At 71.9% G+C, this 24148-nt stretch carries 28 protein-coding genes; 17 read left to right on the top strand and 11 right to left on the bottom strand.

Annotated elements, in window-relative coordinates:
- A complete protein-coding gene (fabI, locus tag E6U81_RS32970; RefSeq protein WP_030849743.1) occupies positions 1 to 771 on the top strand; it encodes an enoyl-ACP reductase FabI in 771 nt (256 codons plus the stop codon).
- Between the two features lie 271 nt (positions 772 to 1042).
- The gene (locus tag E6U81_RS32965; RefSeq protein WP_240804148.1) at positions 1043 to 1423 is read left to right on the top strand and encodes a hypothetical protein; all 381 of its coding nucleotides are present in this window, start codon (positions 1043 to 1045) and stop codon (positions 1421 to 1423) included.
- Between the two features lie 46 nt (positions 1424 to 1469).
- Here the strand turns inward: E6U81_RS32965 and E6U81_RS32960 are convergent, their stop codons facing one another.
- Positions 1470 to 2141 carry a FadR/GntR family transcriptional regulator gene (locus tag E6U81_RS32960; RefSeq protein ID WP_136233687.1) on the bottom strand — a complete coding sequence of 224 codons (672 nt, stop codon included), beginning with the start codon at positions 2139 to 2141 and terminating at the stop codon, positions 1470 to 1472.
- 64 nt (positions 2142 to 2205) lie between these two features.
- Between E6U81_RS32960 and E6U81_RS32955 the strand changes: the two genes are divergently transcribed.
- The 4 genes from E6U81_RS32955 to E6U81_RS32945 all read left to right on the top strand — a co-directional run bounded on the left by E6U81_RS32955 (position 2206) and on the right by E6U81_RS32945 (position 4659).
- On the top strand, positions 2206 to 3507 hold the full coding sequence (locus E6U81_RS32955; RefSeq protein WP_136233686.1) for an MFS transporter: 1302 nt from the start codon (positions 2206 to 2208) through the stop codon (positions 3505 to 3507).
- 5 nt (positions 3508 to 3512) lie between these two features.
- On the top strand, positions 3513 to 3632 hold the full coding sequence (locus E6U81_RS41800) for an SGM_5486 family transporter-associated protein (RefSeq protein WP_257855467.1): 120 nt from the start codon (positions 3513 to 3515) through the stop codon (positions 3630 to 3632).
- Between the two features lie 200 nt (positions 3633 to 3832).
- On the top strand, positions 3833 to 4054 hold the full coding sequence (locus E6U81_RS32950) for a hypothetical protein (protein ID WP_240804147.1): 222 nt from the start codon (positions 3833 to 3835) through the stop codon (positions 4052 to 4054).
- 83 nt (positions 4055 to 4137) lie between these two features.
- Complete coding sequence (locus tag E6U81_RS32945; protein WP_136233685.1) at positions 4138 to 4659, top strand: histidine phosphatase family protein; 522 nt, start codon at positions 4138 to 4140, stop codon at positions 4657 to 4659.
- A 93-nt stretch (positions 4660 to 4752) separates the two neighbouring features.
- On the opposite strand, the gene serB is transcribed toward E6U81_RS32945, so the two are convergent.
- A complete protein-coding gene (gene serB / locus E6U81_RS32940; protein ID WP_136233684.1) occupies positions 4753 to 5952 on the bottom strand; it encodes a phosphoserine phosphatase SerB in 1200 nt (399 codons plus the stop codon).
- A gap of 80 nt (positions 5953 to 6032) precedes the next feature.
- A complete protein-coding gene (locus E6U81_RS32935; RefSeq protein WP_136233683.1) occupies positions 6033 to 7595 on the bottom strand; it encodes a streptophobe family protein in 1563 nt (520 codons plus the stop codon).
- 253 nt (positions 7596 to 7848) lie between these two features.
- Between E6U81_RS32935 and E6U81_RS32930 the strand changes: the two genes are divergently transcribed.
- Positions 7849 to 10350 carry an FHA domain-containing protein gene (locus E6U81_RS32930; RefSeq protein WP_240804152.1) on the top strand — a complete coding sequence of 834 codons (2502 nt, stop codon included), beginning with the start codon at positions 7849 to 7851 and terminating at the stop codon, positions 10348 to 10350.
- 90 nt (positions 10351 to 10440) lie between these two features.
- Here the strand turns inward: E6U81_RS32930 and E6U81_RS32925 are convergent, their stop codons facing one another.
- From E6U81_RS32925 to E6U81_RS32915, 3 genes are all read right to left on the bottom strand, one after another.
- Positions 10441 to 11130 carry a transglycosylase SLT domain-containing protein gene (locus E6U81_RS32925; protein WP_136233681.1) on the bottom strand — a complete coding sequence of 230 codons (690 nt, stop codon included), beginning with the start codon at positions 11128 to 11130 and terminating at the stop codon, positions 10441 to 10443.
- A gap of 296 nt (positions 11131 to 11426) precedes the next feature.
- Positions 11427 to 12599: an S-adenosylmethionine:tRNA ribosyltransferase-isomerase gene (locus E6U81_RS32920; protein WP_136233680.1), complete on the bottom strand. Its 1173-nt coding sequence runs from the start codon at positions 12597 to 12599 to the stop codon at positions 11427 to 11429.
- Positions 12596 to 13318, bottom strand: a complete 723-nt coding sequence (locus E6U81_RS32915; RefSeq protein ID WP_136233679.1) for an SDR family oxidoreductase — start codon at positions 13316 to 13318, stop codon at positions 12596 to 12598. The genes E6U81_RS32920 and E6U81_RS32915 overlap by 4 nt, the downstream gene beginning before the upstream one ends.
- Before the next feature lie 194 nt (positions 13319 to 13512).
- On the opposite strand from E6U81_RS32915, the gene E6U81_RS32910 reads away from it, so the two are divergent.
- The 4 genes from E6U81_RS32910 to E6U81_RS32895 all read left to right on the top strand — a co-directional run bounded on the left by E6U81_RS32910 (position 13513) and on the right by E6U81_RS32895 (position 16047).
- The gene (locus tag E6U81_RS32910; protein WP_136233714.1) at positions 13513 to 14661 is read left to right on the top strand and encodes a GAF domain-containing sensor histidine kinase; all 1149 of its coding nucleotides are present in this window, start codon (positions 13513 to 13515) and stop codon (positions 14659 to 14661) included.
- Complete coding sequence (locus tag E6U81_RS32905; RefSeq protein ID WP_240804146.1) at positions 14654 to 15325, top strand: response regulator transcription factor; 672 nt, start codon at positions 14654 to 14656, stop codon at positions 15323 to 15325. The genes E6U81_RS32910 and E6U81_RS32905 overlap by 8 nt, the downstream gene beginning before the upstream one ends.
- A gap of 149 nt (positions 15326 to 15474) precedes the next feature.
- Positions 15475 to 15720 (top strand): chaplin, encoded by a 246-nt coding sequence (locus E6U81_RS32900; protein WP_031148940.1) that lies wholly within the window; start codon positions 15475 to 15477, stop codon positions 15718 to 15720.
- Positions 15721 to 15846: 126 nt separating this feature from the next.
- Positions 15847 to 16047, top strand: a complete 201-nt coding sequence (locus E6U81_RS32895; protein WP_136233678.1) for a hypothetical protein — start codon at positions 15847 to 15849, stop codon at positions 16045 to 16047.
- Between the two features lie 97 nt (positions 16048 to 16144).
- Here E6U81_RS32895 and E6U81_RS32890 read toward each other — a convergent pair whose 3' ends face one another.
- Positions 16145 to 16927, bottom strand: a complete 783-nt coding sequence (locus tag E6U81_RS32890; protein WP_136233677.1) for a hypothetical protein — start codon at positions 16925 to 16927, stop codon at positions 16145 to 16147.
- Between the two features lie 133 nt (positions 16928 to 17060).
- Between E6U81_RS32890 and E6U81_RS32885 the strand changes: the two genes are divergently transcribed.
- From E6U81_RS32885 to E6U81_RS32870, 4 genes are all read left to right on the top strand, one after another.
- Positions 17061 to 17855: an ABC transporter ATP-binding protein gene (locus E6U81_RS32885; RefSeq protein WP_136233676.1), complete on the top strand. Its 795-nt coding sequence runs from the start codon at positions 17061 to 17063 to the stop codon at positions 17853 to 17855.
- Positions 17856 to 17949: 94 nt separating this feature from the next.
- Positions 17950 to 18378: an NfeD family protein gene (locus E6U81_RS32880; RefSeq protein ID WP_136233675.1), complete on the top strand. Its 429-nt coding sequence runs from the start codon at positions 17950 to 17952 to the stop codon at positions 18376 to 18378.
- Between the two features lie 85 nt (positions 18379 to 18463).
- The gene (locus tag E6U81_RS32875; protein WP_136233674.1) at positions 18464 to 19450 is read left to right on the top strand and encodes an SPFH domain-containing protein; all 987 of its coding nucleotides are present in this window, start codon (positions 18464 to 18466) and stop codon (positions 19448 to 19450) included.
- Between the two features lie 91 nt (positions 19451 to 19541).
- Positions 19542 to 20312, top strand: a complete 771-nt coding sequence (locus E6U81_RS32870) for a sulfite exporter TauE/SafE family protein (protein WP_136233673.1) — start codon at positions 19542 to 19544, stop codon at positions 20310 to 20312.
- A 37-nt stretch (positions 20313 to 20349) separates the two neighbouring features.
- Here E6U81_RS32870 and E6U81_RS32865 read toward each other — a convergent pair whose 3' ends face one another.
- Both E6U81_RS32865 and E6U81_RS32860 read right to left on the bottom strand, forming a co-directional pair.
- A complete protein-coding gene (locus tag E6U81_RS32865; protein WP_030665776.1) occupies positions 20350 to 20853 on the bottom strand; it encodes an HNH endonuclease in 504 nt (167 codons plus the stop codon).
- Positions 20854 to 21002: 149 nt separating this feature from the next.
- Positions 21003 to 21539 (bottom strand): YbhB/YbcL family Raf kinase inhibitor-like protein, encoded by a 537-nt coding sequence (locus E6U81_RS32860; protein WP_031148924.1) that lies wholly within the window; start codon positions 21537 to 21539, stop codon positions 21003 to 21005.
- 84 nt (positions 21540 to 21623) lie between these two features.
- On the opposite strand from E6U81_RS32860, the gene E6U81_RS32855 reads away from it, so the two are divergent.
- Positions 21624 to 22070: a LamG domain-containing protein gene (locus tag E6U81_RS32855; RefSeq protein ID WP_136233672.1), complete on the top strand. Its 447-nt coding sequence runs from the start codon at positions 21624 to 21626 to the stop codon at positions 22068 to 22070.
- Between the two features lie 84 nt (positions 22071 to 22154).
- Here the strand turns inward: E6U81_RS32855 and E6U81_RS32850 are convergent, their stop codons facing one another.
- Entirely contained in the window at positions 22155 to 22937 is a 783-nt protein-coding gene (locus E6U81_RS32850; protein WP_136233671.1) for a sporulation protein, read from the bottom strand.
- 108 nt (positions 22938 to 23045) lie between these two features.
- Here E6U81_RS32850 and E6U81_RS32845 point away from each other — a divergent pair, with 108 nt between their 5' ends.
- Entirely contained in the window at positions 23046 to 23687 is a 642-nt protein-coding gene (locus E6U81_RS32845) for a DNA-3-methyladenine glycosylase (RefSeq protein ID WP_136233670.1), read from the top strand.
- A gap of 155 nt (positions 23688 to 23842) precedes the next feature.
- Here the strand turns inward: E6U81_RS32845 and E6U81_RS40625 are convergent.
- On the bottom strand, positions 23843 to 24148 hold a 306-nt coding region (locus E6U81_RS40625), incomplete at its 5' end, for a hypothetical protein (protein ID WP_206310079.1).

Raw genomic sequence — 24148 nt, 5'->3', positions numbered from 1 at the left:
ATGAGCGGAATTCTCGAGGGCAAGCGCATCCTCATCACGGGTGTGCTGATGGAGTCCTCCATCGCCTTCCACACGGCCAAGCTGGCGCAGGAGCAGGGCGCCGAGGTCATCCTCACGGCGTGGCCGCGCCCGTCACTGACGGAGCGCATCGCGAAGAAGCTGCCCAAGCCGGTCAAGGTGATCGAGCTCGACGTCACCAACGACGAGCACCTGGCCCGCCTGGAGGGCCTCGTCCGCGACGAGCTCGGCGGCCTCGACGGTGTCGTGCACTCCATCGGCTTCGCGCCGCAGGACGCCCTCGGCGGCAACTTCCTGAACACGCCGTTCGAGTCGGTCGCCACTGCCATGCACGTCTCGGCGTTCTCGCTGAAGTCGCTGACCATGGCCTGCAAGCCGCTCTTCCCGGCGGAGGGCGGGGCCGTGGTCGGCCTCACCTTCGACGCGCAGTTCGCCTGGCCGCAGTACGACTGGATGGGCCCGGCCAAGGCCGCCCTGGAGGCCACCAGCCGCTACCTCGCCCGCGACCTGGGCAAGGAGAACATCCGCTGCAACCTGGTCTCGGCGGGTCCGATCGGCTCCATGGCCGCGAAGTCCATCCCGGGATTCGGCGAGCTGGCCGAGGTCTGGAACACCCGCTCCATGCTGTCGTGGGACATGAGCGACCCGGAGCCGACCGGCCGCGGCGTCGTCGCCCTGCTGTCGGACTGGTTCCCGAAGACCACCGGCGAGATCGTCCACGTGGACGGCGGCGTCCACGCGATGGGTGCCTGACCCCAGGTCAGCACCGGGTGTCCGTACGGCGGCGGCCGCGCTTCCCTGCAGGGGGCGCGGCCGCCGCCGTTCTCGCGTCCGCCGACGGCCGTCCGCGCCGCGGCGCCCTTCGCTCGCATGTCCACCGGTCGGCCGGATCTTCCCGAGTCGAAAACCGGGACAGATGCCTGCAAACTGGCCAAGTCGGGATCTTCCCGGCTCCGGCGGGGAGGAGGCAGGAGTGCGCACCAGGCCGAGCCGAGCGGTATCGATACTGGTCACATCGGTGATCGTGACCGGACTCCTGATCCCGGCCGTGGCCGCGCAGCCGTCCGGGGACGGGGTGGTACCGGGTACGGAGGTGGGGGCCCCGGCGGCCGTGGACCTCTCCGGCATCCCCGCCGAACCCCCCGTACAGCCCTCGCGCCCCGCCGCCGACGAACTCTTCGGCGCCGACTGCGCCACCTCGATCGACGGCTCCCAGGTGACCGCGCACTGCCACAACGCCTATCCCGAGACCGACCTGGTGAGCCTGCACGTCGAGTGCGACCGGTGGTGGGACCTGGACGGTGACGGCGCGCCCGTGGCCGTCGGCCCGGCCGCCCGCGCCGAGCTCACCGGCCGCTGCTGGAAGGAGGTCCGCGCGGCCTGGGTCAGCCACCGACGGCCGTGACCGGATCCTCCTGCGCGTCCGAGGGCAGGGCTCCGGCCTCCTCGATTCACCTGCCGAGGCAGACGAAGGGGTAGCCCGCGGCCTCCGAGGCCGCCGCGTCCCCGTCCCCGCGCCGGATCGCCTCGATCAGCCGCGCGTGGTCGACGTGGGCGGCCGGGTCCAGCACCGTGCCGACATCGGCCCGCAGCCAGTCGGCCACCAGCTCGCCGAGGTCCGCGTACAGCTCGATCAGCACGTCGTTGTGCGAGGCCGTCACCACCGCCATGTGCAGGCTCACGTCCGCCGCCACGAAGACCTCCGCGTCCCCGCCCGCCCAGGCCTCCTCGCGGCGCGCCAGCAGGGCGTCCAGCTGGAGCAGGTCCCGCTCCGTGCGCCGCTCCGCCGCCAGCCGGGCCGCCGAGGACTCCAGCGTGGAGCGGACCTCGGCGATGTGCCTCGGCTCGGCCCCGGCGAAACGCCGGTGCATCACGCCGGCCAGCTCGCTGGTCGCGATGACGTACGTGCCCGAGCCCTGCCGGATGTCCAGCAGCCCGTTGTGCGCCAGCGCGCGCACGGCCTCCCGCACGGTGTTGCGGGCGACGCCCATCAGCTCCACGAGCTCCGGCTCCGTGGGGATGCGCGAGCCGACCGGCCACTCGCCGGAGGTGATCTGGTTGCGCAGCTGGGCGATCACCTGATCGACGAGCGCGGAGCGCCGGGGCGAGGTCAGCGGCGGCATGGGTTCCTCTCACGTGCGGACTGCGACTGGACAACCAATCATCCCATGATTCTATGATGCGTGAATGTCCGACGAAGAAACCAAGACGCTCGACCGGCCCGCCGCAGACCGCGCGAGGGTCCCCATCCCGCACGCGACGGCGCAGCCGACCTGGCTCGGCCCGGTGCTCATCGTCGGAATCGTCCTGGCCGCCCTCAACCTGCGCCCCGCCATCACCAGCCTCGGCGCCCTCTTCGAGGAGACCCGCACCGGTCTGGGCATGAGCGGCACCGTCGCCGGACTGATCACCTCCGTCCCCGCCCTGTGCTTCGCCGTCTTCGGCGTCACCGCGCCCCGGCTGTCCCGCCGCTTCGGGCCGGTCGCCGTCGTCTGCGCCGGCATGGCCGCCGTCGCCGCCGGACTGCTGATCCGCCCCCTCGCGAGCGGTGCGGCCGGCTTCCTCGCCGCCAGCGCCCTGTCCCTGGCCGGCATAGCCCTCACCAACGTGCTGCTCCCGGTGATCGTCAAGCGCTACTTCCCGGACCGGGTCGGCACGATGACCGGCCTCTACTCCATGGCCCTGGCCGCCGGCACCTCACTCGCGGCCGCCGCGACCGTCCCGCTGACCGGCGCCCTCGGCGGCAGCTGGCGCACCGGCTTGCTGGTGTGGGCCTCCCTCGCCGTGGCCGCCGTACTGCTGTGGCTGCCCATCGCCCGCGCCGCCCGGCGCGCCGACCGGGCCCAGGCGGCGGCCGCCGGCTCCGGCACGAGCGCCGCCGTACGGGCCGACGCGGGCCCGCGCGTCGGCCGCAGCCGCACCGCCTGGGCGCTGGCCTGCTACTTCGGCCTCCAGGCCACGGGCGCCTACATCACCATGGGCTGGCTCCCGCAGATCTTCCGCGACGCCGGGGTCTCCGCCTCCACCGCCGGCGTCCTGCTCGCCGTCACCATGGTCATGGGCGTCCCGCTCGCCTTCGTCATCCCGGGCCTCGCAGGCCGTATGAAGAACCAGGGCGCCATCGCCGTCACCCTCGGCGTCTTCGGCCTCACCGGCTACCTCGGGCTCTACTTCGCCCCCGCCGCCGGAGCCTGGGCCTGGGCGCTCCTGCTCGGCGTCTCCAACTGCGCGTTCCCCCTCGTCATCACCATGATCGGGCTGCGCGCCAAGTCCCCGGCCGGCGTGGTCAGGCTCTCCGCCTTCGCCCAGAGCACGGGCTACCTCATCTCCATCCCCGGACCGCTCGTCATCGGCACCCTCTACCAGCACAGCGGCGGCTGGGACCTGCCCCTCGCCCTGATGGCGGGCCTGCTCGTCCCGCAGATCGCCCTCGGCGTCCTCGCGGGCAGGGACCGCACGATCGAGGACGAATGCGGCATGCGAGACTGACCGGCATGTCACCCGTACTCGAACCGAACCCGGAGGGCGGCCGCAGGAAGCTCGGCCTCGTCCTCGGCGCCATGCTCGTCGTCTCCGTGATCATTTCCGTGATCGCGACGATCGCCTCCCCGTGACCGCGACCGCGACCGCGACCGTGAACGTGAACGTGAACGTGACGCCGGCCGCCGCACGCGGGGGTGGGGATATCCCCACCAACCCCTAGGGGGCCAGGCTCAGGGTGAAGTGAGGTGTGCCCCGGATGGGAACCGCCGTCCCGAATCCATAGATTCGAAGGCAGCGAGCCAGTCCGGTCCACACACCCACGGAGGCGGCCATGTCGGCCCCCATGCACACCCGGTCCCTCCCGTCCGTCCGCCGGACGCGCGCCGCCACCGCCGCAAGCACCCGACTGCACTGGTGGGCGCTGGCCCTGCCCGCGCTCGCCTTCGGCTTCCTCCTGCTGCTCCTCGCCGGATCCGGCGAGGCCCACGCGGCCACCGGTGAGGTCTCCGGTCTCGTCCAGGTCGCCGAACAGCTCCTGCGCGCCGTCGGCTGACCTCCCGAGCGCCCCTCACCACCTGGGATGAGCCCCCTCAACACCCTGCGCCCCATGGCCCGTTTCGTGCGAAGCTGGGAGCCATGAGCGCAGACACACCCCGCAGGATCGCCCTCCTCCGGCATGCCAAGGCCGACTGGCCCGAGGTGTCCGACCACGACCGCCCGCTGGCGGAACGGGGCCGCAAGGACGCGCCGGCCGTCGGTCTGAAGCTCGCCGAGACCGGCATCGTCTTCGACCTGGCCCTCTGCTCCACCGCGGCCCGCACCCGCGAGACCTGGAAGCTCGCCGTGCAGGAGATGCCGCACCGGCCGAAGACCCACTACGAGGAGCGGATCTACGACGCATCGCCGGGTGAGCTCATCGCCCTGCTGAACGAGACCTCCGACGAGGTCTCGGACCTCCTCGTCATCGGTCACAACCCCGGCATGCACGCCCTCGCCGACGCCCTCGCCGGGCGCGCGGAGGGCGACACCCTGGCGCGGATGACCCGTACGGGATTCCCGACCGCCGCGCTCGCCGTCATCTCCTTCACCGGCTCGTGGAAGTCCCTGGAGCACGGGGTGGGCACCCTGCTGGACTATTGGACCCCCAAGGGGCACTGACCGGCGCCGCACGCGAAGGGGCCCCGGCAGCCGCACCGGCCGCCGGGGCCCACTCATGTCCGGGATCCGGGTGCCTCGCGCACCCGTGAGCGGTCAGGCCAGGTCGGCGGCCTCGATCTCCTCGCGGGTGATCCCCAGCAGGTACAGCACCGCGTCGAGGAAGGGCACGTTCACCGCGGTGTGCGCGGCCTCGCGGACCACCGGCTTGGCGTTGAAGGCCACGCCCAGCCCGGCCGCGTTCAGCATGTCGAGGTCGTTGGCGCCGTCACCGATGGCCACGGTCTGGGACAGCGGTACGTCGGCCTCGGCGGCGAAGCGGCGCAGCAGCCGGGCCTTGCCCGCCCGGTCCACGATCTCCCCGGTGACCTTGCCCGTCAGCTTCCCGTCGACGATCTCCAGGGTGTTGGCGGAGGCGAAGTCCAGCCCCAGCCGCTCCCGCAGGTCGTCCGTCACCTGGGTGAAGCCGCCCGAGACCACGCCCACCTGGTAGCCGAGCCGCTTGAGCGTACGGATCAGGGTCCGCGCACCCGGGGTCAACTGGACCTCGGCGCGGACCTTGTCGACGACGGACGCGTCCAGACCCGCCAGCAGCGCCACACGGGCGTGCAGCGACTGCTCGAAGTCCAGCTCGCCCCGCATGGCCCGCTCGGTGACCTCGGCGACCTCGGCCTCGCACCCGGCGTGGGCCGCGAAGAGCTCGATGACCTCGTCCTGGATGAGGGTCGAGTCCACGTCCATGACGACCAGGCGCTGCGCCCGGCGGTGCAGGCCGGCCGAGACGACGGCGATGTCCACGCCGATGTGCGAGGCGGCCGTGGCCAGCGCCGTGCGCAGCGGCTCGGTCTCCACACCGGAGACGGCGAACTCCACCGCCGTCACCGGGTACTTGGCGAGCCGGAAGATACGGTCGATGTTGCCGCCGGCCCCGGTGATCTCCGAGGCGATCGCGGCCGTGGACTCGGCGGTGAGCGGGTGCCCGAGCACGGTGACATGGGACCGGCCGCTGCCGCGCGGCCGGTTGTCGCCGGTACCGGAGAGGATCTCGGCCTGCAGCTTGAGCGACTCGGCCCAGCTGTGGACGGTGGCCCGCAGGTCGCCCTCGGTGCTGCCGACGGGCTTGGTGACGAGGGCGCACAGGACGATGCGGCCACGGGTGACGACCTGCTCGATGTCGACGACGTCGACGGAGTAGGCGGCGAGGGTGTCGAACAGCCCGGCGGTGATCCCGGGACGGTCCTTGCCGAAGATCTTGACGAGGAGGGTGGGGACGTCGGAGGTCTGCGATGCGCTCATGGTGCCCTCACCGTATCTTCCCGGCTCCCGCGACAGGACCCCCGTCCCATTTCCTGAACGTGCCGCGTCCTGCCCGGTCGTCACCGCGGCGGCCCGGGCGGACCCGGCGGTTTCGGCGGCGGCGGTGCGCCCGGCGGGGGCGGCGGGGTGAAGGGCGGCCGCTGCGGGGGCCGGGTGCGCCGCGGCGGGTGCGGCGAATGCGGCGGGACACCGGTGACCGTCACGTCCCAGGAGACGTCCGGATCCACATACGGCACGGCCCACTCCGGCGGCGCACCCGACGCACCCGGCCTACCCGGTCCCGCCCCGTACGGAGCCGCGGGCGCGCCGGGATCCACCGGGGCCGGCCAGCCGTCCCGGGCCCCGGCAGGATCCCCGCCCGGGACGGCCGCGGCCCGGCGCCGGCCCGCCAGCAGCGCCCCGGCCGCACCCGCCAGCGCACCCCACACCGAGCCCAGCAGCAGGGCGTACGGGACGTCCCCCCGCAGCTCCAGCCCGGCGTCCACCATGTCCACGCCCAGCACCGCGAGCGAGGCGTCCGCCGACAGCCGCGTCAGCCGCACCAGCAGCGCCAGGGCCACCCCGGTCACCGCCCCCATCCGCACCGCGCACCCCGTGACACCGCGCCCGGGAGTCCGTACGGCCGCCAGCACGCCCGCGGCGAGCAGCAGCAGCGACACCCCCGCCACCAGGAGCCAGACCCGCTCGTCGTACTCCGCGAGCCGGGCCACCGTCACCGGCTCCTGCGGGGAGGCCGACAGGAGCTCGTCCAGCGGCTCGGGCAGCAACCGGGCCGGCTCGCCCGTGGCCCCGCCGCGCAGTGGAACGAACAGCCCCAGCAGCACCCCCAGCCAGCTCCCGTTCGGAGCGCCCAGCAGCGCGGCGCCGAGCACCCGCTCGGGTTGTTCGTCGCCCGCCGCCGCCCACACCGAGGCGGCCAGCCCCGCCGCCACCGCGACCAGCAGCACCGTCACCACGGCCGATGCGGCGGGCCGCACCGGGGCGAGCGCGGCGGGCCCGCGCCGCGAGACCAGCAGCGCCACCGCCGGCACCGCGAGCGCCCACACGCCCGCGCCCAGCAGGGTCGGCCCGGTATCCACGGAGAAGCCCACCCGGGTTCGCGCCTCGATCAGGTCCCCCACACGGTCCGGCAGGAGCCCGCCGATGTCCCCGATCCCCGGCACCTCGACCCTCACCGGGGTGCTCGGCAGCGCCGCACCGTCGAGGGTGACCATGTCGTGCCCGGCCCACGCCAGCCCGCCCGCCGTCGCGACGAGCAGCGCCGTGACCGCCACGATTCTGGCCGCAGTCTCGCCCGGCCCCGCCCCGGCCCGCAGCGAGCGCAGGAACACCCCCGCCAGCACCAGGGCGCCGGCCAGGGACACGCCCAAGGGCATGACGTCCAGGGAGGTTTCGGCCCCCGCCCCGGCGACCCCGAACACCGAGACGTCACCCGAGGGGTCCACGGTTCCACCGACCGCGAGAACCACCACGGCGGCCGTCATCGGCCCGAGCGAACCCCCGGCGGCGTCGGCGCCCAGCAGGTGCAGCCCCAGGCCTGCCACCCCCGCCATCACGATCAGGGCCCAGCCCACGGCGGCCACGGCGGACAGGAGCACGTCTCCCCAACGGATGCGGCGCACGCGGTGGACCCCCGATGCATGCCGAGCGGTACGCGACGGGACCCCCGGGCGAGAAGTCCCGTATCTCACTCTCCGGGTGACTTTCGACCCCGTCAACGGGCAGACGTAGACGCCCGGGCAAGGCCCGGATTCCACATACGGCTGCAGGCCTGAAATAGTTCCCCCGGATGTTCGCCATCCCTAGACTCCCTGACGTCATGGGGGATTCTCGGGGGACTTAAGTGGGGCTGGAGTGCCGGAACTCGTACTGGAATTGAATGGCAGGACCTGGACGCTCGATCCGTCCAGGTCGTACTCGCTGGGGCGCGACCCCCAGGGAGACATGGTGATCGACGATGCGCGGGTGTCGTGGCGGCACGCCACCATCGCCTGGAACGGCCAGGGTTGGGGGCTCGAGGACCACGGCAGCACCAACGGCACCTACGTGCAGGGGGCGAGGGTCCAGCAGACCGCGCTCGTGCCCGGCACGCCGGTCCACCTGGGCAACGCCACCGACGGACCGCGGCTGAATCTGAGCGCCGCCGCCGCGCCGCAGCCGGCCGTGGCACAGCAGCAGGCGCAGCAGACCCCGGCCCAGGCGTACGCCCAGCCCCAGGCCGCGGGCTACCAGCAGCCCCAGCAGCCCCAGCAGGCCTGGAACCAGCAGCCGCAGCCGCAGCAGGCCCAGGTCCACCTCCCGCAGCAGCAGGGCGGCGCCGCGCCCCGCCAGCCGCAGGGCGGAGCACCGCACTACGGCGGCGACCGCAGCCCGACGACGTTCCACCAGCTCTCGCTGGGCCACGTCATGCGGATCGGCCGTGCGCTGGAGAACGAGCTGGTGGTCTCCGACCTCCAGGTCTCGCGCCACCACGCCGAATTCCACTCGATGCCCGGCGGCCGCTTCGAGATCCGCGACCTCGGCAGCCACAACGGCACCTACGTCAACGGTCAGCTGCTGCCCAAGTCCGGCACCCAGCTCCTCGGCCCGAACGACATCGTCGGCGTCGGCCACTCGACCTTCCGGATCATCGGCGACCGCCTCGAGGAGTTCGTCGACACCGGTGAGGTCTCCTTCTCGGCCCGCCATCTCACGGTCACGGTCGACGGCGGCAAGCAGATCCTCAAGGACGTCACCTTCGGCGTCCCGGAGAAGTCGCTGATCGGCGTCATCGGCCCGTCCGGCTCCGGCAAGTCCACCCTGCTCAAGGCGCTGACCGGCTACCGGCCCGCCGACCAGGGCGACGTCCTCTACGACAACCGCAACCTGTACAAGCAGTTCGCGGAGCTCCGCCAGCGCATCGGCCTGGTCCCGCAGGACGACATCCTGCACAAGGAGCTGAAGGTCAGCACGGCGCTCAAGTACGCGGCCAAACTCCGCTTCCCTGGCGACACCGCCGAGTCCGAGCGCGCCGCTCGCGTCGACGAGGTGCTGCGCGAGCTCAAGCTCGACATCCACAAGGACAAGAAGATCACCGCGCTCTCCGGTGGTCAGCGCAAGCGCGTCTCCGTCGCCCTGGAGCTGCTCACCAAGCCCTCGCTGATCTTCCTGGACGAGCCGACCTCCGGCCTCGACCCGGGCATGGACCGCGACGTCATGCAGCTGCTGCGCGGCCTCGCCGACGACGGCCGCACGGTCCTGGTCGTCACGCACTCCGTCGCCGAGCTGTCGCTCTGCGACAAGCTGCTGGTCATGGCCCCGGGCGGGTCCGTCGCCTACTTCGGCCCGCCGGACGAGGCGCTGAACTTCTTCGGCTACAGCACGTGGGCGGACGTCTTCTCGGCCTTCGAGAACTACCGCGACTACGACTGGGCCGGCCGCTGGAAGGGCTCCCAGCACTACCAGCTGTACGCCGCCGAGCTCGACGCGGTCGCCCCGCAGCCGGTCGTCATGCCGTCGGCCCAGCAGATGCGCCCGACCAAGCCGCAGGGCTGGGGCTCGCAGCTGTGGACGCTGGTCCGCCGCTACGTCTCGGTGATCGCGTCGGACAAGGGCTTCATGGGCCTGATGCTGATCCTGCCGGCGGTCCTGGGCGTGGTCTCCACGGTCATCCCCGCGACCTTCGGCCTGGCACCGCCGACCCCGCCGTCGCGCTTCAACGGCGACGCGGGCACGATCATGCTGATCCTCGCGGTCGGCATGTGCTTCTCCGGTGCCGCCAACTCGGTCCGTGAGCTGATCAAGGAACGCGTCATCTACGAGCGTGAGCGCGCGACCGGCCTGTCCCGGTCGGCGTACCTCATGTCGAAGGTGATCGTCCTCGGCTTCATCACGGCCATCCAGGGCGTGGTCATCTGCGCGATCGGCTTCGCCCCGCGCGACCTGCCCACCGAGGGCCTGCTGATGCCGCCGGCCGTCGAGCTGTGCGTGTCGGTGATCGCGCTCGGCTTCACCTCGATGATGTTCGGCCTGGTGATCTCCTCGCTGGTGAAGACCGCCGAGAAGACGATGCCGCTGCTGGTCATGTTCGCGATCGTCCAGGTCGTCTTCACCGGCATCCTCTTCCAGGTCTACGACTCCCCGGGCCTGGAGCAGTTCGCCTGGCTGATGCCGTCCCGCTGGGCGGTCGCCGCCGCCGGCACCACGCTGAACCTCGGCAAGCTCATGCCGCCGTGGGACCAGGACAACCCGACCAACACCGACCCGCTCTGGGACGCCACGGTCGGCCAGTGGAGCCTGAACATCATCATCCTGCTGGCCCTCGGCATCGCCTGCGGGTTCCTGGTGCAGCGCCTGCTGCGCCGCCACGAGCCCGAGGTCATGCGCGCGGGCAAGTGACACCGGACGGCAGACGGCCGAAGGGCGGCACCCGGGATCCGGGTGCCGCCCTTCGGCGCGTGTGGGGGTGGGGCGAGGACCGCCGCAGGCCTAGTAGGCGCTGTTGACGTTGTCCATCGAGCCGTACCGGTCGGCCGCGTAGTTGCAGGCGGCGACGATGTTGGCGACCGGGTCGTACTGGTCGAACTTGGTGCCCTTGACGTGGTACGCCTTGAAGGTCGGGAGGATGACCTGGAGCAGACCCTTGCTGGGGATGCCGTTCTGGGCGTTGATGTCCCAGTTGTTGATCGCCATCGGGTTGCCGCTGGACTCGCGCATGATGTTCTTGTGGATGCCGGCGTAGGTGCCCGGAATGCCTTCCTTCTTCATGATGAAGAGGGCTTCCTTGATCCAGCCGTCCAGGTTGTTCGCGAACACCGGGGTGCGGGCGGCGGAGCGGCTCGCGGCGGCCTTCTGCTCGCGGGCCTTCTTCGCGGCGGCCTCGGCCTTGGCCTTGGCGTCGGCGTCGGCCTTCGCCTTGGCGGCGACGGCGGCGGCCTTGGCGTTGGCGTTGGCGATGACCTGCTGCGTGGAGAGGTGACCGTACAGCGCCTGGGTCTGCGTGCCGTTCACGGCCTGGGTCCAGGCGACGGGGGCGGCCGAGATGGTCTCGGCCTCGGCGGCGTCGGCGGGGACGAGGGAGAAGGCGACGGCGGCGGCGCTCAGCGTGGCGACACCGGCGATGGACAGCTTGTGTGCCTTCGTCAGACGACTGTGACCGGGGGTGCGGGAAGCAGACATGGCGGGGCAACCTCTTCGAATAGCGGGGGCCGCAGGAAGGCGCCTTGCGGATCCGGGATCCGCGGCGCCTGGCGACGGGAGCAATTCTTAGCGGCGGCAAAATCCTGTGGCAAAGGTGTGACGTACGATCCTGCTTAGTGGATCAGGGGCGGGCGCGGAGGGTCGATTTCCGGCCCCTCCTCCCGCCCTGTCCGCCCTGGCGGGACCTGGGCTCTTCCACTAGGGAGCTTCGTAAGTGATGTGGGTCCTATGCCGGGGCTCACACCGCCCTTACGCCGTTCTCACCATGAGTTGCTTCAGCAATGCGTTCCGTGACGATTGTCATCCTTCAGGAGGAGGTGGACGTCGCCGAACTCGTGCCAGAGGCAGAGCCGGGCCAGCGCCTGCGCATACCCGAGGCGTACGGCGGCACGCCCCGCCACCGCCTCCAGCATCAGGAGGTGGGAGGCCTCGGGCTCGTGCAGCCCGGTCAGCAGGCCGTCCACCACCCGCACCCCGCGCTCCGGCGTCACCACCAGATCGGTCCACCCGCCCGACGCGCGGACCACGCCCCGCGAGTCCGCCGCCGACTCCAGGGCCCGTACCGCGGTGGTCCCCACCGCGATCACCCGCCCGCCCCCGGCCCGCGCGGCGTTCACCAGCGCCGCCGTTGCGGCCGGCACCGCGTACCGCTCGGGGTACGGCGGCTCGTGCGCCTCCTGCGAGGCCACCCCCGTGTGCAGGGTCAGCGGCGCGAACTGCACCCCCCGGCTCACCAGCCGCGCCACCAGCTCCGCCGTGAAGGGCCGGCCCGCGCTCGGCATCTCCGCCGACCCCGCCCCGTCGGCCGCCGGCACCGCGAACACCGTCTGGTACGCCGACAGCGGCTGGTCCCGCTCCGTGTAGGCGTACCGGATCGGCCGCCCGTGCTCCCGCAGCAGCTCCGCAACCGCGTACGGCACGGGGGAGGGCCGCGCCCACCACAGCCGGTCCGCGTCCGCGGCGAGGGGCTCCTCCAGGACCAGGCGGCGGCCGCCCGGCAGCTCCACCACCGCACCGGCCGGGCCGCCGGGGTGCGGCCGGGTCGTCCCGCGGCCCGCCGGGGTGCGCAGCTCCACCGCCCAGCGGCCGTCGTCCCCGCGGGTCGAGAAGTGCACGACCAGGTCCTCGCCGCCCAGCCGGGCGTCCACGGCCGCCGCGAGGGTGGCCGAGGTGTTCACCGCCAGCACGTCACCGGCCCGCAGCAGGTGCGGCAGCTCCCGGAAGGCGTGCAGCGAGACCTGCGTGCTGCCCCGGGACACCAGCAGCCGCACCGCGTCCCGCCCCAGCCCCGGCCCCCGCTGCTCGGCCGGAACCCGGGCCAACAGTTCGCGAGGTATGTCCGTTATATACAGTCCCGAAATCGACTCCTCACTTCCCACCGACACCGCCACCCGACTCCCCGTCCCGGTCCGGCCCCCGTCCCGGCCCCCGCCACCGTTCCCGCTCATCGCCGCGCCCCGCCGCCCGCCGGGGCCGCGGCCAGCCCCTCCGCCGTGTACCGCCCGCTCGGCAGGCCCCGCTCCAGCAGCCGCAGCAGCACCGGAGCCACCTCCTCCGGAGCCGGCAGCCCCGCCAGGTCCTCGTCCGGCTCGGCCGCCGCCATCATCCGCGTCCGCATCGAGCCCGGATCCGCCCACCACACCCGCAGCCCCGGCTCCTCCACCGCCAGCACCGCCGACAGCAGGTCCACGGCCGCCTTGGTCGCCCCGTACGCACCCCACGTGGCGTACGGAACGACCGCGGCGTCCGAGCTGATGTTCAGCACCGCCCCCGCCGCCGAGGCCCGCAGCAGCGCCAGCCCCTCCTGGACCAGCCCCAGCGGCCCCAGCACATTGACCTCGAACGCCTCGCGCAGCCCGGCCGGCGGCTGCACCGCCAGCGGCACCAGCGGCTCGGCCCCGAGCACCCCCGCGTTGTTCACCAGCAGGTCCAACCCGCCCAGCCCCCGCGCGGTCGCCACCAGCGCCGCCCGGTGCGCCTCCGAGGACACGTCCCCGGCCACCGCCACGACCCGCGCCCCCGCGGCCCGCTCCAGCCCGGCCGCCGCCTCCTCCAGCGCCGCCGCGCCCCGCGCACTCAGCACCAGGTCCCAGCCGCGCGCCGCCAGCTCCCCGGCCAGCGCCCGGCCGAGCCCCCTGGAAGCCCCCGTCACGATCGCCACCGACATGACAGCACCTCGCCTTCGTTCCGATCAGCAGATGCCCTCAACCTAGGAAGGGGCGGCCTCCCGCCGCGTCGGCCGCCGGCCCCACCCGTACAGGTCCCTTGGACCTACGCCCTGCGGCCCGCCCCGGGTCCCCCCACCGCCCGATCCCGCAGGTCACGGCCCGCCGGTACGGTGAGGCCATGACCTCAAGCCCCCTGCAGGGCGGGCCCCGCAGCGGCCTGGCCGCCGTGAGCACCGCACTGCTGGCCATGAGCCGCCGCCTGGAGGTCCGCGACGTCCTGCGCACGATCGTGGTGTCGGCCCGCGAACTGCTGGACGCCGAGTACGCGGCCCTGGGCGTCCCGGACGACCACGGCGGCTTCGCCCAGTTCGTCGTCGACGGCATCAGCGCCGAACAGTGGCGGCAGATCGGCCCGCTGCCCCGGCAGCACGGCATCCTCGCCGCGATGCTCCACGAGAACGGCCCCGAGCGACTGGCCGACGTACGCAAGGACCCCCGCTTCGGCGGCTGGCCCTCCGCCCACCCCGAGATGTCCGACTTCCTGGGCATACCCGTCCGCGACGGCGACGAGATCCTCGGAGCGATCTTCCTCGCGAACAAGCGCAGCGCCCCCGACGGTGCCGACCGGGTCTTCACCGACGAGGACCAGGAACTCCTCTCCCTCCTCGCACAGCACGCGGCGATCGCCCTCACCAACGCCCGGCTCTACGAACGCAGCCGCGAGCTCACCATCGCCGAGGAGCGCTCCCGCCTCGCGCACGAGCTGCACGACGCCGTCAGCCAGAAGCTCTTCTCCCTGCGCCTCACCGCCCAGGCCGCCGCGGCCCTCGTCGACCGCGACCCGGCCCGGGCCAAGGACGAGCTCCAGCAGGTGGCCGCCCTCGCCGCGGAGGCCGCCGACGAACTGCGGGCCGCCGTGACCGAGCTGCGCCCGGCGGCCCTGGACGAGGACGGCCTGGTGGCCACCCTGCGCACCCACGTGCACGTACTCGACCGCGCCCACACCGCACACGTCACCTTCACCTGCGACGGCGTACGTGTCCTTCCCGCGGCCCAGGAGGAGGCGGTGCTCCGCGTCGCCCAGGAGGCCCTCCACAACGCCCTGCGCCACTCGGACGGGGACCGCGTCGAGGTCACCCTGGCCCGCACCCCCACCGGGGGAGCGGTCCTCAAGGTCGTCGACTCCGGCAAGGGCTTCGACCCCCGGGCCGTCCGCCGTGCGGGCCGCCATCTGGGCCTGGTCTCCATGCGGGACCGCGCGAGCGGTGTCGGAGGCGGCCTCACCGTGCACTCGGAGCCCGGTCGGGGCACCACGATCGAGATGGAGGTTCCCGGTGGCTGACAGCACCGGCCGAAGCGGCGGCCGCGGCAGCCGTATCCGTGTCCTGCTCGTGGACGACCACCAGGTGGTCCGGAGGGGCCTGCGCACCTTCCTGGAGGTCCAGGAGGACATCGAGGTGGTCGGGGAGGCCTCCGACGGCGACGAGGGCATCGCCCGCGCCGAGGAGCTGCGGCCCGACGTGATCCTCATGGACGTGAAGATGCCGGGCACCGACGGCATCGAGGCCCTGCGCCGGCTGCGCGGGCTGGCGAACCCCGCGCGGGTCCTGGTCGTCACCAGCTTCACGGAGCAGCGCACCGTGGTGCCCGCTCTGCGCGCGGGCGCGGCGGGATACGTCTACAAGGACATCGACCCCGACGCCCTGGCCGGAGCCATCCGCTCCGTCCACGCCGGCCACGTCCTGCTCCAGCCGGAGGTGGCGGAGGCCCTGCTCTCCCAGGAGGAGCAGGGCTCCCCGGCGGGCCGGCCCGGATCACTGACCGACCGAGAGCGCGAGGTCCTCGGCCTGATCGCGGACGGCCGTTCCAACCGTGAGATCGCCCGCGCCCTGGTGCTGTCCGAGAAGACGGTCAAGACCCACGTCTCGAACATCCTGATGAAGTTGGACCTTTCCGACCGGACCCAGGCCGCATTGTGGGCGGTCAGGCACGGAATCGCCGACTAGGACGCCCGAATCGGACCGTCTCCTTCCGGGCTGAGATTCATACGGTCGGGTGTATGTAGCCCACATGGCGTACCCCCGGGCCCGGACCGGCCGTTCTCCATGGCGTGCCGCGACGGCTGGTCGCGGCCGACGTACTGGAGGACGAGAACGTGAAGAACTTCAAGAAGGCCGCAGCCGTCACCATGATCGCGGGCGGCCTCCTCGCCGCCGGCGCCGGTGTCTCCTCGGCGCACGGCGGTGCGTCGGCGGAGGGCGAGGCCCTGAACTCGCCCGGTGTGGCCTCCGGGAACCTGATCCAGGCCCCGGTGCACGTCCCCGTGAACGTCGTGGGCAACACGGTCAACGTGATCGGCCTGCTCAACGGCGCGTTCGGCAACAGCGGCGTCAACGCCTGACCCGTTCGGACCTGCGGCTCCGCTTCCCCCTCTCCCCTGGAAGCGGGGCCGTACCGGCACGTCGGTCGGGTGATCCCCGCGCGAGCCCCGCCTCGCCGCCCCACCGGCAGTCCTGGCGTGACCCGCATGACGAGGAACCGGGACACCGCCGGTCGGGCCGCCGCCGTGCTCTGCGCGGCGGCGGTCCTGACGGGCACGACGGCCGCACCGTCCGAGCGGCTCGGCCGCAACGTCGACTCGGACACCCTGTCGGTGATCGACACCAGAACGTCCCGGACCACGGCCACCGTCCGGGTCGGCGACGGCCCGACCGGCGTCGCGAACTGAGCCCCGCCGGCGTTCCAGGCCCGGGGTGTAGGGCGGAGCCCCACGAAGCCCGGGCGGCAGCCCGGCGCGAACCCCCGCGGCGGCGCCCAGTGAGCCGTCAGTCCCGCTCGCGCGCCTCGACGGCCGCGTTGTACGCCGCCACGAGCGCCCGCCGGGCGACCCGCTCCACCGGCCGCAGCGCCTCCGCCCGCGCCGCCATCTCCGAGGCGGCCACCGCACCCCCGTGCCCGCTCTCGTACGCCAGCGACACCATCAGGTCCACCCGCTGCGCCAGCGCCAGCACCCGCACCGCCCGCGGCGGATACCCCGGTGCCAGTGCTTCCCGTCCCGCCTCCGCCCGCGCCCGGTACGCCGACAGCGCCGCATCGGCCACCGGACCCGACCCCGCCACGTCCAACCGCGTCAGTACCACGGTCGCCTCGCGCAGCGCCTCCGCCAGCTCCCGCTCCGCCTCGCCGAGCGACGGCACGTCCGCCGGCGGTGCCTCCCGTACCGGCAGGCAGTGCCAGGTCACCGACACGTGGACGTCCCCGGCCGGACCTGCCTCGGCCACCTCCGGCACCAGCCCCACCGCCGCCCCCACCGCGACGGCGGCCTCCTCGGCCTCCAGCGCCCGCGCGTTGAACTCCGGCGGGCCGCTCAGCCCCAGCGGGTGCCCGGGCGTCGGCAGCGCCACCCGCAGCCCGCTCACCCCCAGCGCGCGGAGCCGGCCGAGCGCCAGGGTGAGCCCCACCGGACCCGACTCGCCCGGCAGACCCTCCACCCGGTGCACGGCGTCCTCGCCCACGATCGACATCGCGGCCTCGTCGGGCGAGACCAGACCGGCCAGCAGAGCGTTCCCCCAGGCGGCCAGCCGCCCTGAACGTGGTTCGAAAAGCATCCCCCCACTTTACGGATCACCACCCGCATCGGGCCCCGGCCCCGGACCCCATCCCGAGTGGCGTAGGTTTTCCCCTGGGGCTGCGTCTACCGGCGCACAGTGAACCGTGACTGCAAGGGGTGACAACACGCTCATGAGCGATGTTCTGGAGCTGGTGGACGTATCCGTGGTCCGCGAGGGCCGGGCTCTGGTGGACCAGGTCTCCTGGTCGGTGAAGGAGGGCGAGCGCTGGGTGATCCTCGGACCCAACGGCGCCGGCAAGACCACACTGCTGAACCTCGCCTCCAGCTACCTCTTCCCCACCAAGGGCTCCGCCACCATCCTCGGCAGCACCCTCGGCAAGGTCGACGTCTTCGAGCTGCGCCCCCGCATCGGCATGGCCGGCATCGCGATGGCCGACAAGCTCCCGAAGCGGCAGACCGTCCTGCAGACCGTCCTCACCGCCGCCTACGGCATGACGGCGACCTGGCAGGAGGAGTACGAGGCGGTCGACGAGCAGCGCGCCCGCGCCTTCCTGGACCGGCTCGGCATGACCGAGTACCTCGACCGGAAGTTCGGCACCCTCTCCGAGGGCGAGCGCAAGCGCACGCTGATCGCCCGCGCGCTGATGACCGACCCCGAGCTGCTGCTCCTCGACGAGCCCGCCGCAGGCCTCGACCTCGGCGGCCGCGAGGACCTCGTACGCCGCCTCGGCCGCCTCGCCCGCGACCCGTTCGCCCCCTCCATGGTCATGGTCACGCACCACGTCGAGGAGATCGCCCCCGGCTTCACCCACGTCCTGATGATCCGTCAGGGCAAGGTCGTCGCCGCCGGTCCCATCGACCTCGAACTGACCTCCCGCAACCTCTCGCTCTGCTTCGGCCTCCCCCTGGTCGTGGCGCGCAACGGGACCGACCGCTGGACCGCCCAGGGCCTCCCGCTCGGCTGACGGCCACCGATGAGGGCAGCCGGCCCCGGTCACCCTCCGGGTGCGGGCCCCCGCACCCTGTCCCGACCGCGCCCACCCGACCTACCATGACCACGTGGACATCGACGCGTGGGTGTGGTGGCTCATCGGTGCGGTCGGACTGGGCATCCCCCTGGTCCTGACCGCCATGCCGGAGTTCGGCATGTTCGCCGTCGGGGCGGTGGCGGCAGCCGTCACGGCGGCACTCGGCGGGGGAGTGGTGGCCCAAGTCCTGGTCTTCGTGGTCGTGTCGGTCGCGCTCATCGCCGTCGTCCGGCCCATCGCCCACCGGCACCGCGACCAGCGCCCCCAACACCGCAGCGGAATCGACGCGTTGAGGGGCAGGACGGCCGTCGTCCTCGAACGCGTCGACGGCAGCGGCGGCCGCATCAAGCTCGCCGGCGAGGTCTGGTCCGCCCGCGCGCTCGACACCGGCACCAGCTTCGAACCCGGCCAGTCCGTCGACGTGGTGGAGATCGACGGGGCGACCGCCGTCGTGATGTGAACAAGCAGCCTGCTCGCGGCCCCCAGGTCTGCGAGACTCCGATCAACGGGGCAGCACAGACAGCCGGAAGGGCACGGGGAACCGCATGCAACCGATCATCATCGTCCTGATCATTCTGGTGGTTCTGGTCTTCATCGCACTGGTCAAGACGATCCAGGTGATCCCGCAGGCCAGCGCCGCCATCGTCGAGCGGTTCGGCCGCTACACCCGCACCCTCAACGCGGGCCTCAACATCGTCGTCCCGTTCATCGACTCGATCCGCAACCGGATCGACCTGCGTGAACAGGTCGTCCCGTTCCCGCCGCAGCCCGTCATCACCCAGGACAACCTCGTCGTCAACATCGACACCGTCATCTACTACCAGGTGACCGACGCCCGGGCGGCGACGTACGAAGTGGCCAGCTACATCCAGGCCATCGAGCAGCTCACCGTCACCACGCTGCGCAACATCATCGGCGGCATGGACCTGGAGCGGACCCTCACCTCCCGCGAGGAGATCAACGCCGCCCTGCGCGGGGTCCTCGACGAGGCCACCGGCAAGTGGGGCATCCGCGTCAACCGCGTCGAGCTCAAGGCCATCGAGCCGCCGACCTCCATCCAGGACTCGATGGAGAAGCAGATGCGCGCCGACCGCGACAAGCGCGCCGCGATCCTCCAGGCCGAGGGCGTCCGGCAGTCCGAGATCCTGCGCGCCGAGGGCGAGAAGCAGTCCTCCATCCTGCGCGCCGAGGGTGAGGCCAAGGCCGCCGCACTCAGGGCCGAGGGTGAAGCGCAGGCCATCCGTACGGTCTTCGAGTCGATCCACGCCGGCGACGCCGACCAGAAGCTCCTCGCCTACCAGTACCTCCAGATGCTCCCGAAGATCGCCGAAGGCGACGCCAACAAGCTGTGGATCGTCCCCAGCGAGATCGGCGACGCACTCAAGGGCCTCTCCGGAGCCATGGGCAACTTCGGCCCCCTGGGCGGCGGTTCGGGCTTCAACCCGCAGAACTCCGGCAAGGACGGCGGCGGCATCCCGGCCGCACGGGACAAGGACGGCGCCGAGCGCCGCGAGCAGCCCCCCATCGACTGACCCCATAAGCCCCCTGATGCATGATCGGTGAGGCCCCTCGACCTTCACGGCGGGGAGGCGACTCACTCATGCAAAGGGGATGGCACCGTCCATGTCCATCTGGGAATCACTCGCGGTCCTCGCCGCCGGCATCGGCGCGGGCACGATCAACACCATCGTCGGCTCCGGCACCCTCATCACCTTCCCGGTGCTGCTGGCCACCGGCCTGCCGCCGGTCACCGCCAACGTGTCCAACACCCTCGGCCTGGTGCCCGGTTCGATCAGCGGGGCCATCGGCTACCGCAAGGAACTCCGGGGGCAGCGCGCCCGCATCCTGCGCCTCGGCTCGGTCTCCCTGGTCGGAGGACTCGCGGGGGCTGCCCTGCTCCTCGCCCTGCCGTCCGACTCCTTCGACACGATCGTGCCCGTACTGATCGCACTGGCCCTCGTCCTCGTCGTCCTGCAGCCCCGGCTCGCCGCTTCCCTGCGCCGACGCCAGGAAGCCGCCGGAGGCGACACCGGCCACCCCGACGGCGGCCCGCTCCTGCTCGGCGGCATGCTGTTCTCCAGCGCCTACGGCGGCTACTTCGGCGCGGCCCAGGGCGTGCTCTACCTCGGCCTCATGGGCCTGCTGCTCCAGGACGACCTGCAACGCATCAACGCCGTCAAGAACGTCATCGCCGCCCTCGTGAACGGCATCGCGGCCGTCTTCTTCCTCTTCGTCGCCGAGTTCGACTGGACGGCCGTGCTGCTCATCGCCGTCGGCTCGACGATCGGCGGCCAGATCGGCGCCAAGGTCGGCCGCCGTCTCCCGCCGACCATCCTGCGCGGAGTCATCGTGACGGTCGGCATCCTCGCGATCGTCCAACTGCTCATCCGCTGAGTGACGTAGCAGATCTACGCCACTCAGCGCAGGCGTCCTAAGCGGAACGCTCCAGCCACTCCGGGAGCCCCTCCTGCCCGGCCACCCCCAGCGCGAGGAGCATGGCGTCCGCCGGCGACGGCACGAAGGGCTTCCGGAGGAGCGGCATCCCCGCCTCCTCCGGAGTCCGGGCCGCTTTGCGGTGGTTGTCCTCGGCGCAGGAGGCCACCGTGTTCAGCCAGGTGTCGCCACCACCCTGAGCCCTCGGGAGTACGTGGTCCACCGTGGTAGCGCGCCGGCCGCAGTACGCGCACCGGTGCTGGTCCCGGACCAGCACCCCCCTCCGTGACCAGGGAGCATGTCTTCGGAAGGGCACCCTGACGTACCGGCAGAGCCTGATCACCCGGGGCATCGGAAGATCCATGGTGGCGGCGCGGACACGCAGATCCGGGTGCGACTGTTCGACGACGGCCTTGTCCTGGAGCACCAGGACCACAGCCCGGTTCAGCGTCACCGTCGACAGCGGCTCGAAGCTCGCATTCAGCACCAGCGTGTCCCGCATCTCGCCCACCTCCCGTGTGCAGGCCCGCGACCACCATGGCGGCAGGGCCCGGAACCACTCTGGCCGCGCGCGCCACGCGGGACAACGCAATAAAAATGCCCGGTCCCGGCCTTCTTTAGACCAGGACCGGGCAAACGCCGGACGAACGATCAGCGCGCCGCGGGCGCCTCGTACTCGGCGACGAGCTGCGCACGCCCCAGCGCGTGGAAGCGCAGATGGAAACCGACGACCGCCGGAGACGAGTCCTCGTCCGGGCCGAGCTGCTCCCGGTCCACCGCGTACACGGTGAACACGTAGCGGTGGCGCTCCCCGCGCGGCGGGGCCGCCCCGCCGAAGTCCCTCGTCCCGTAGTCGTTGCGCGCGTGCACGGCACCCTCCGGCAGACCGGGGAAGTCCCCGGTGCCCGCCCCGGCCGGCAGCTCCGTCACCGAAACGGGCAGGTCGAAGAGGACCCAGTGCCAGAACCCGCTGCCCGTCGGCGCGTCCGGGTCGAAACAGGTCACGGCGAAGCTCTTCGTCCCCTCGGGGAAGCCCTCCCAGCGCAGCTGCGGCGAGACGTTCTTCCCCGTCAGGACCTGGGCGGCGTGCAGGTCGCCGCCGTGGGAGACGTCCTCGCTCGTCACGGTGAACCCGTGCACCTCGGGGTGGAAATCGTGCGGGAGCGGCGGCCTGTCACGTTCGGTCACGTCGAAACCTCCTGGTCGGAATCGGGAATCGCGGTCAACACGGAGCCTATGGCTCCGGCAAGATCGTTACTTACCGTGCGGAACGTGAAACGTACAAGATCGTCTAACGCCACCACCGTGGCGAGCATCCCCGACAGCCCGTTCCGCACCGCCAAGGACCAGTTCCACCACGTGGTGCTCAAGCGGGAGGCGGGCAGGCTGACCCTGAGCATCGACGGCTCCCGGGCGAACGCCGTCGACGGAACCGAACCGCTGTCCTGCCCGCCGGCCCCCGGTACCTGCCGACCCGGCTCCCTCACCCACGGCGACGCCTTCAAGGTGACCGGCTTCCACCTCGGTGCCCGCCCCGACGGCTACGGACCGTCCCGCTTCAAAGGCTCCCTCGACGAGTTCACCCTCGTCCGCCGGGCCCTCTCGGACACCGAGACCACGGCCCTGCGGGCCGGCAACACGGTGCCCGCGACCGACCGCGCCACGGTGGCCCACCTCTCCTTCGAGAAGATCACCGCCACGGGCTACGCCCGCATGTAGCCCCGCACCCGCGGAACGGGGACGGGCCCCGGACGCCACTGGCGTCCGGGGCCCGTCCCTGTCGTCCCTGGCTTCACACGCAGGTCAGAACCAGTTGCGCTGCGAGCCCACCGAGGCGATCCACTGGTTCAGGTACGCGGTCCAGTCCGTCCCCTGGTACGACTGCAGACCCACCTGGAAGCAGCGGTAGGTGTCGCTGCCCTCGCTGAACAGCCCGGGCTTCTTGTCCATCTCCAGGACGACGTCCATCTCCCGGCCGTCCGAGATGAAGGTCAGCTCGACCTGGTTCAGCCCCCGGTACTGCGACGGCGGCAGGAACTCGATCTCCTGGTAGAAGGGCAGCGTCTGCCGCGTCCCGCGGATGTGCCCCCGCTCCATGTCCGCGCTGCGGAAGGTGAAGCCGAGCTGGCGGAAGGCGTCCAGGATCGCCTGCTGCGCCGGCACCGGGTGCACGTTGATCGCGTCCAGGTCGCCCGCGTCCACCGCGCGCGCGATCTCCAGCTCGGTGCTGACCCCGATGTTCATGCCGTGCAGGTGCTGACCCGCGAAGTGGGTGATCGGCGTCTCCCAGGGGATCTCCAGCGCGAACGGCACCACGTGCAGCGCACCGGCCTGTACCTGGAAGGCACCGCCGAGGCGCTGCTTGGTGAAGACGACGTCCTGCTTGTACTCCTGGTCACCGCCCTCGACCTCGACCCGCGCCTGCAGTCCGACGGACAGACCCTCGATCTGCTGCTCCACGGATCCGCCCTGGATCCGCACCTCGCCCTGGACGATCCCGCCCGGAACGACGTTCGGCTCGGTGATGATCGTGTCCACCGAAGCACCACCGGCACCCAGGCTCGCGAACAGCTTCTTGAAGCCCATGCTCAAACTCCCCTTGAACGATCTGGCGACTACGCCGCGACTACCCCTTACAAACGCGGAACCCTAGGTCCCGGTTGCAGGTGGGCGCGGTCCACTACGCTCGACCGGATGAGCGCGCGTCCCGACCGTACGCCCCTTTCCCGGTCCTTCTTCGACCGCCCGGTCCTCACTGTGGCCCCGGACCTCCTCGGCCGCACCCTCGTGCGCCGTACGGAGGAGGGCCCCCTGGAACTGCGCATCACAGAGGTGGAGGCGTACGAAGGGGAGTCCGATCCGGGCTCGCACGCCTACCGCGGGCGCACGCCACGGAACGCATCGATGTTCGGCCCACCCGGACACGCGTACGTCTACTTCATCTACGGCATGTGGTTCAGCCTCAACCTGGTGTGCGGCCCGCGCGGCCACGCGAGCGGTGTCCTGCTGCGCGCCGGGGAGATCACCACAGGGGCCGAGCTCGCCGCCAAACGTCGACTTTCCGCCAGAAGCCCGCGAGAACTCGCCAAAGGGCCGGCCCGCCTGGCCACGGCCCTGGACGTGGACCGCTCGCTGGACGGGACCGACCTCTGCGGGGGGCCCGAGTCCCCCCTGTCCCTCCTCACGGGCACTCCCACCTCGCCCGACCTGGTGAGCAGTGGTCCGCGCACGGGAGTGGGCGGAGCCGGCGCGGAGCACCCGTACCGCTTCTGGATCACCCGCGACCCGACGGTGAGCCCGTACCGAGCCCACGCGCCACGCCGCCGCTCAACTTGACTCGGCCTTGCCGGACGCCTAACGTAGCTCGAGCCGCTTTTACGGGGCACTGCCATCGGCAGACCTCCGAGCGGCCAACCCACTACCTACGACTTACCCCCTGGCGGGGTTCTATTCGGCATGCCCGAATTCCCGGCCGGTGACTCGATTATGCGTCACAAGGGAAAAGCGCTAACGTGGTGGAAGCCGAAAGGCAAAGACCCCCAACGGTCACCGAATTCAAATCCGAAGCCACTGCGACTTTCGAGAAGCAGGGCGCGGAAATGATCTGGTAGAGTTGGAAACGCAAGACAGCAGAACGAAAGCCCGGAGGAAAGCCCCAGCCGATGTTGCTGAGGGTGAGTACAAAGGAAGCGTCCGTTCCTTGAGAACTCAACAGCGTGCCAAAAATCAACGCCAGAAGTTGATACCCCGTCCACTTCGGTGGATGAGGTTCCTTTGAAAAAGACCTGTCGGGCCTT

The sequence above is a fragment of the Streptomyces sp. A0592 genome (assembly GCF_004795115.1).
In the GTDB taxonomy this organism is placed as follows: Bacteria; Actinomycetota; Actinomycetes; order Streptomycetales; family Streptomycetaceae; genus Streptomyces; species Streptomyces erythrochromogenes.
The sequence above is the reverse complement of the archived record's forward strand: the minus strand, read 5'-3'. Positions and strand labels throughout refer to the sequence as shown.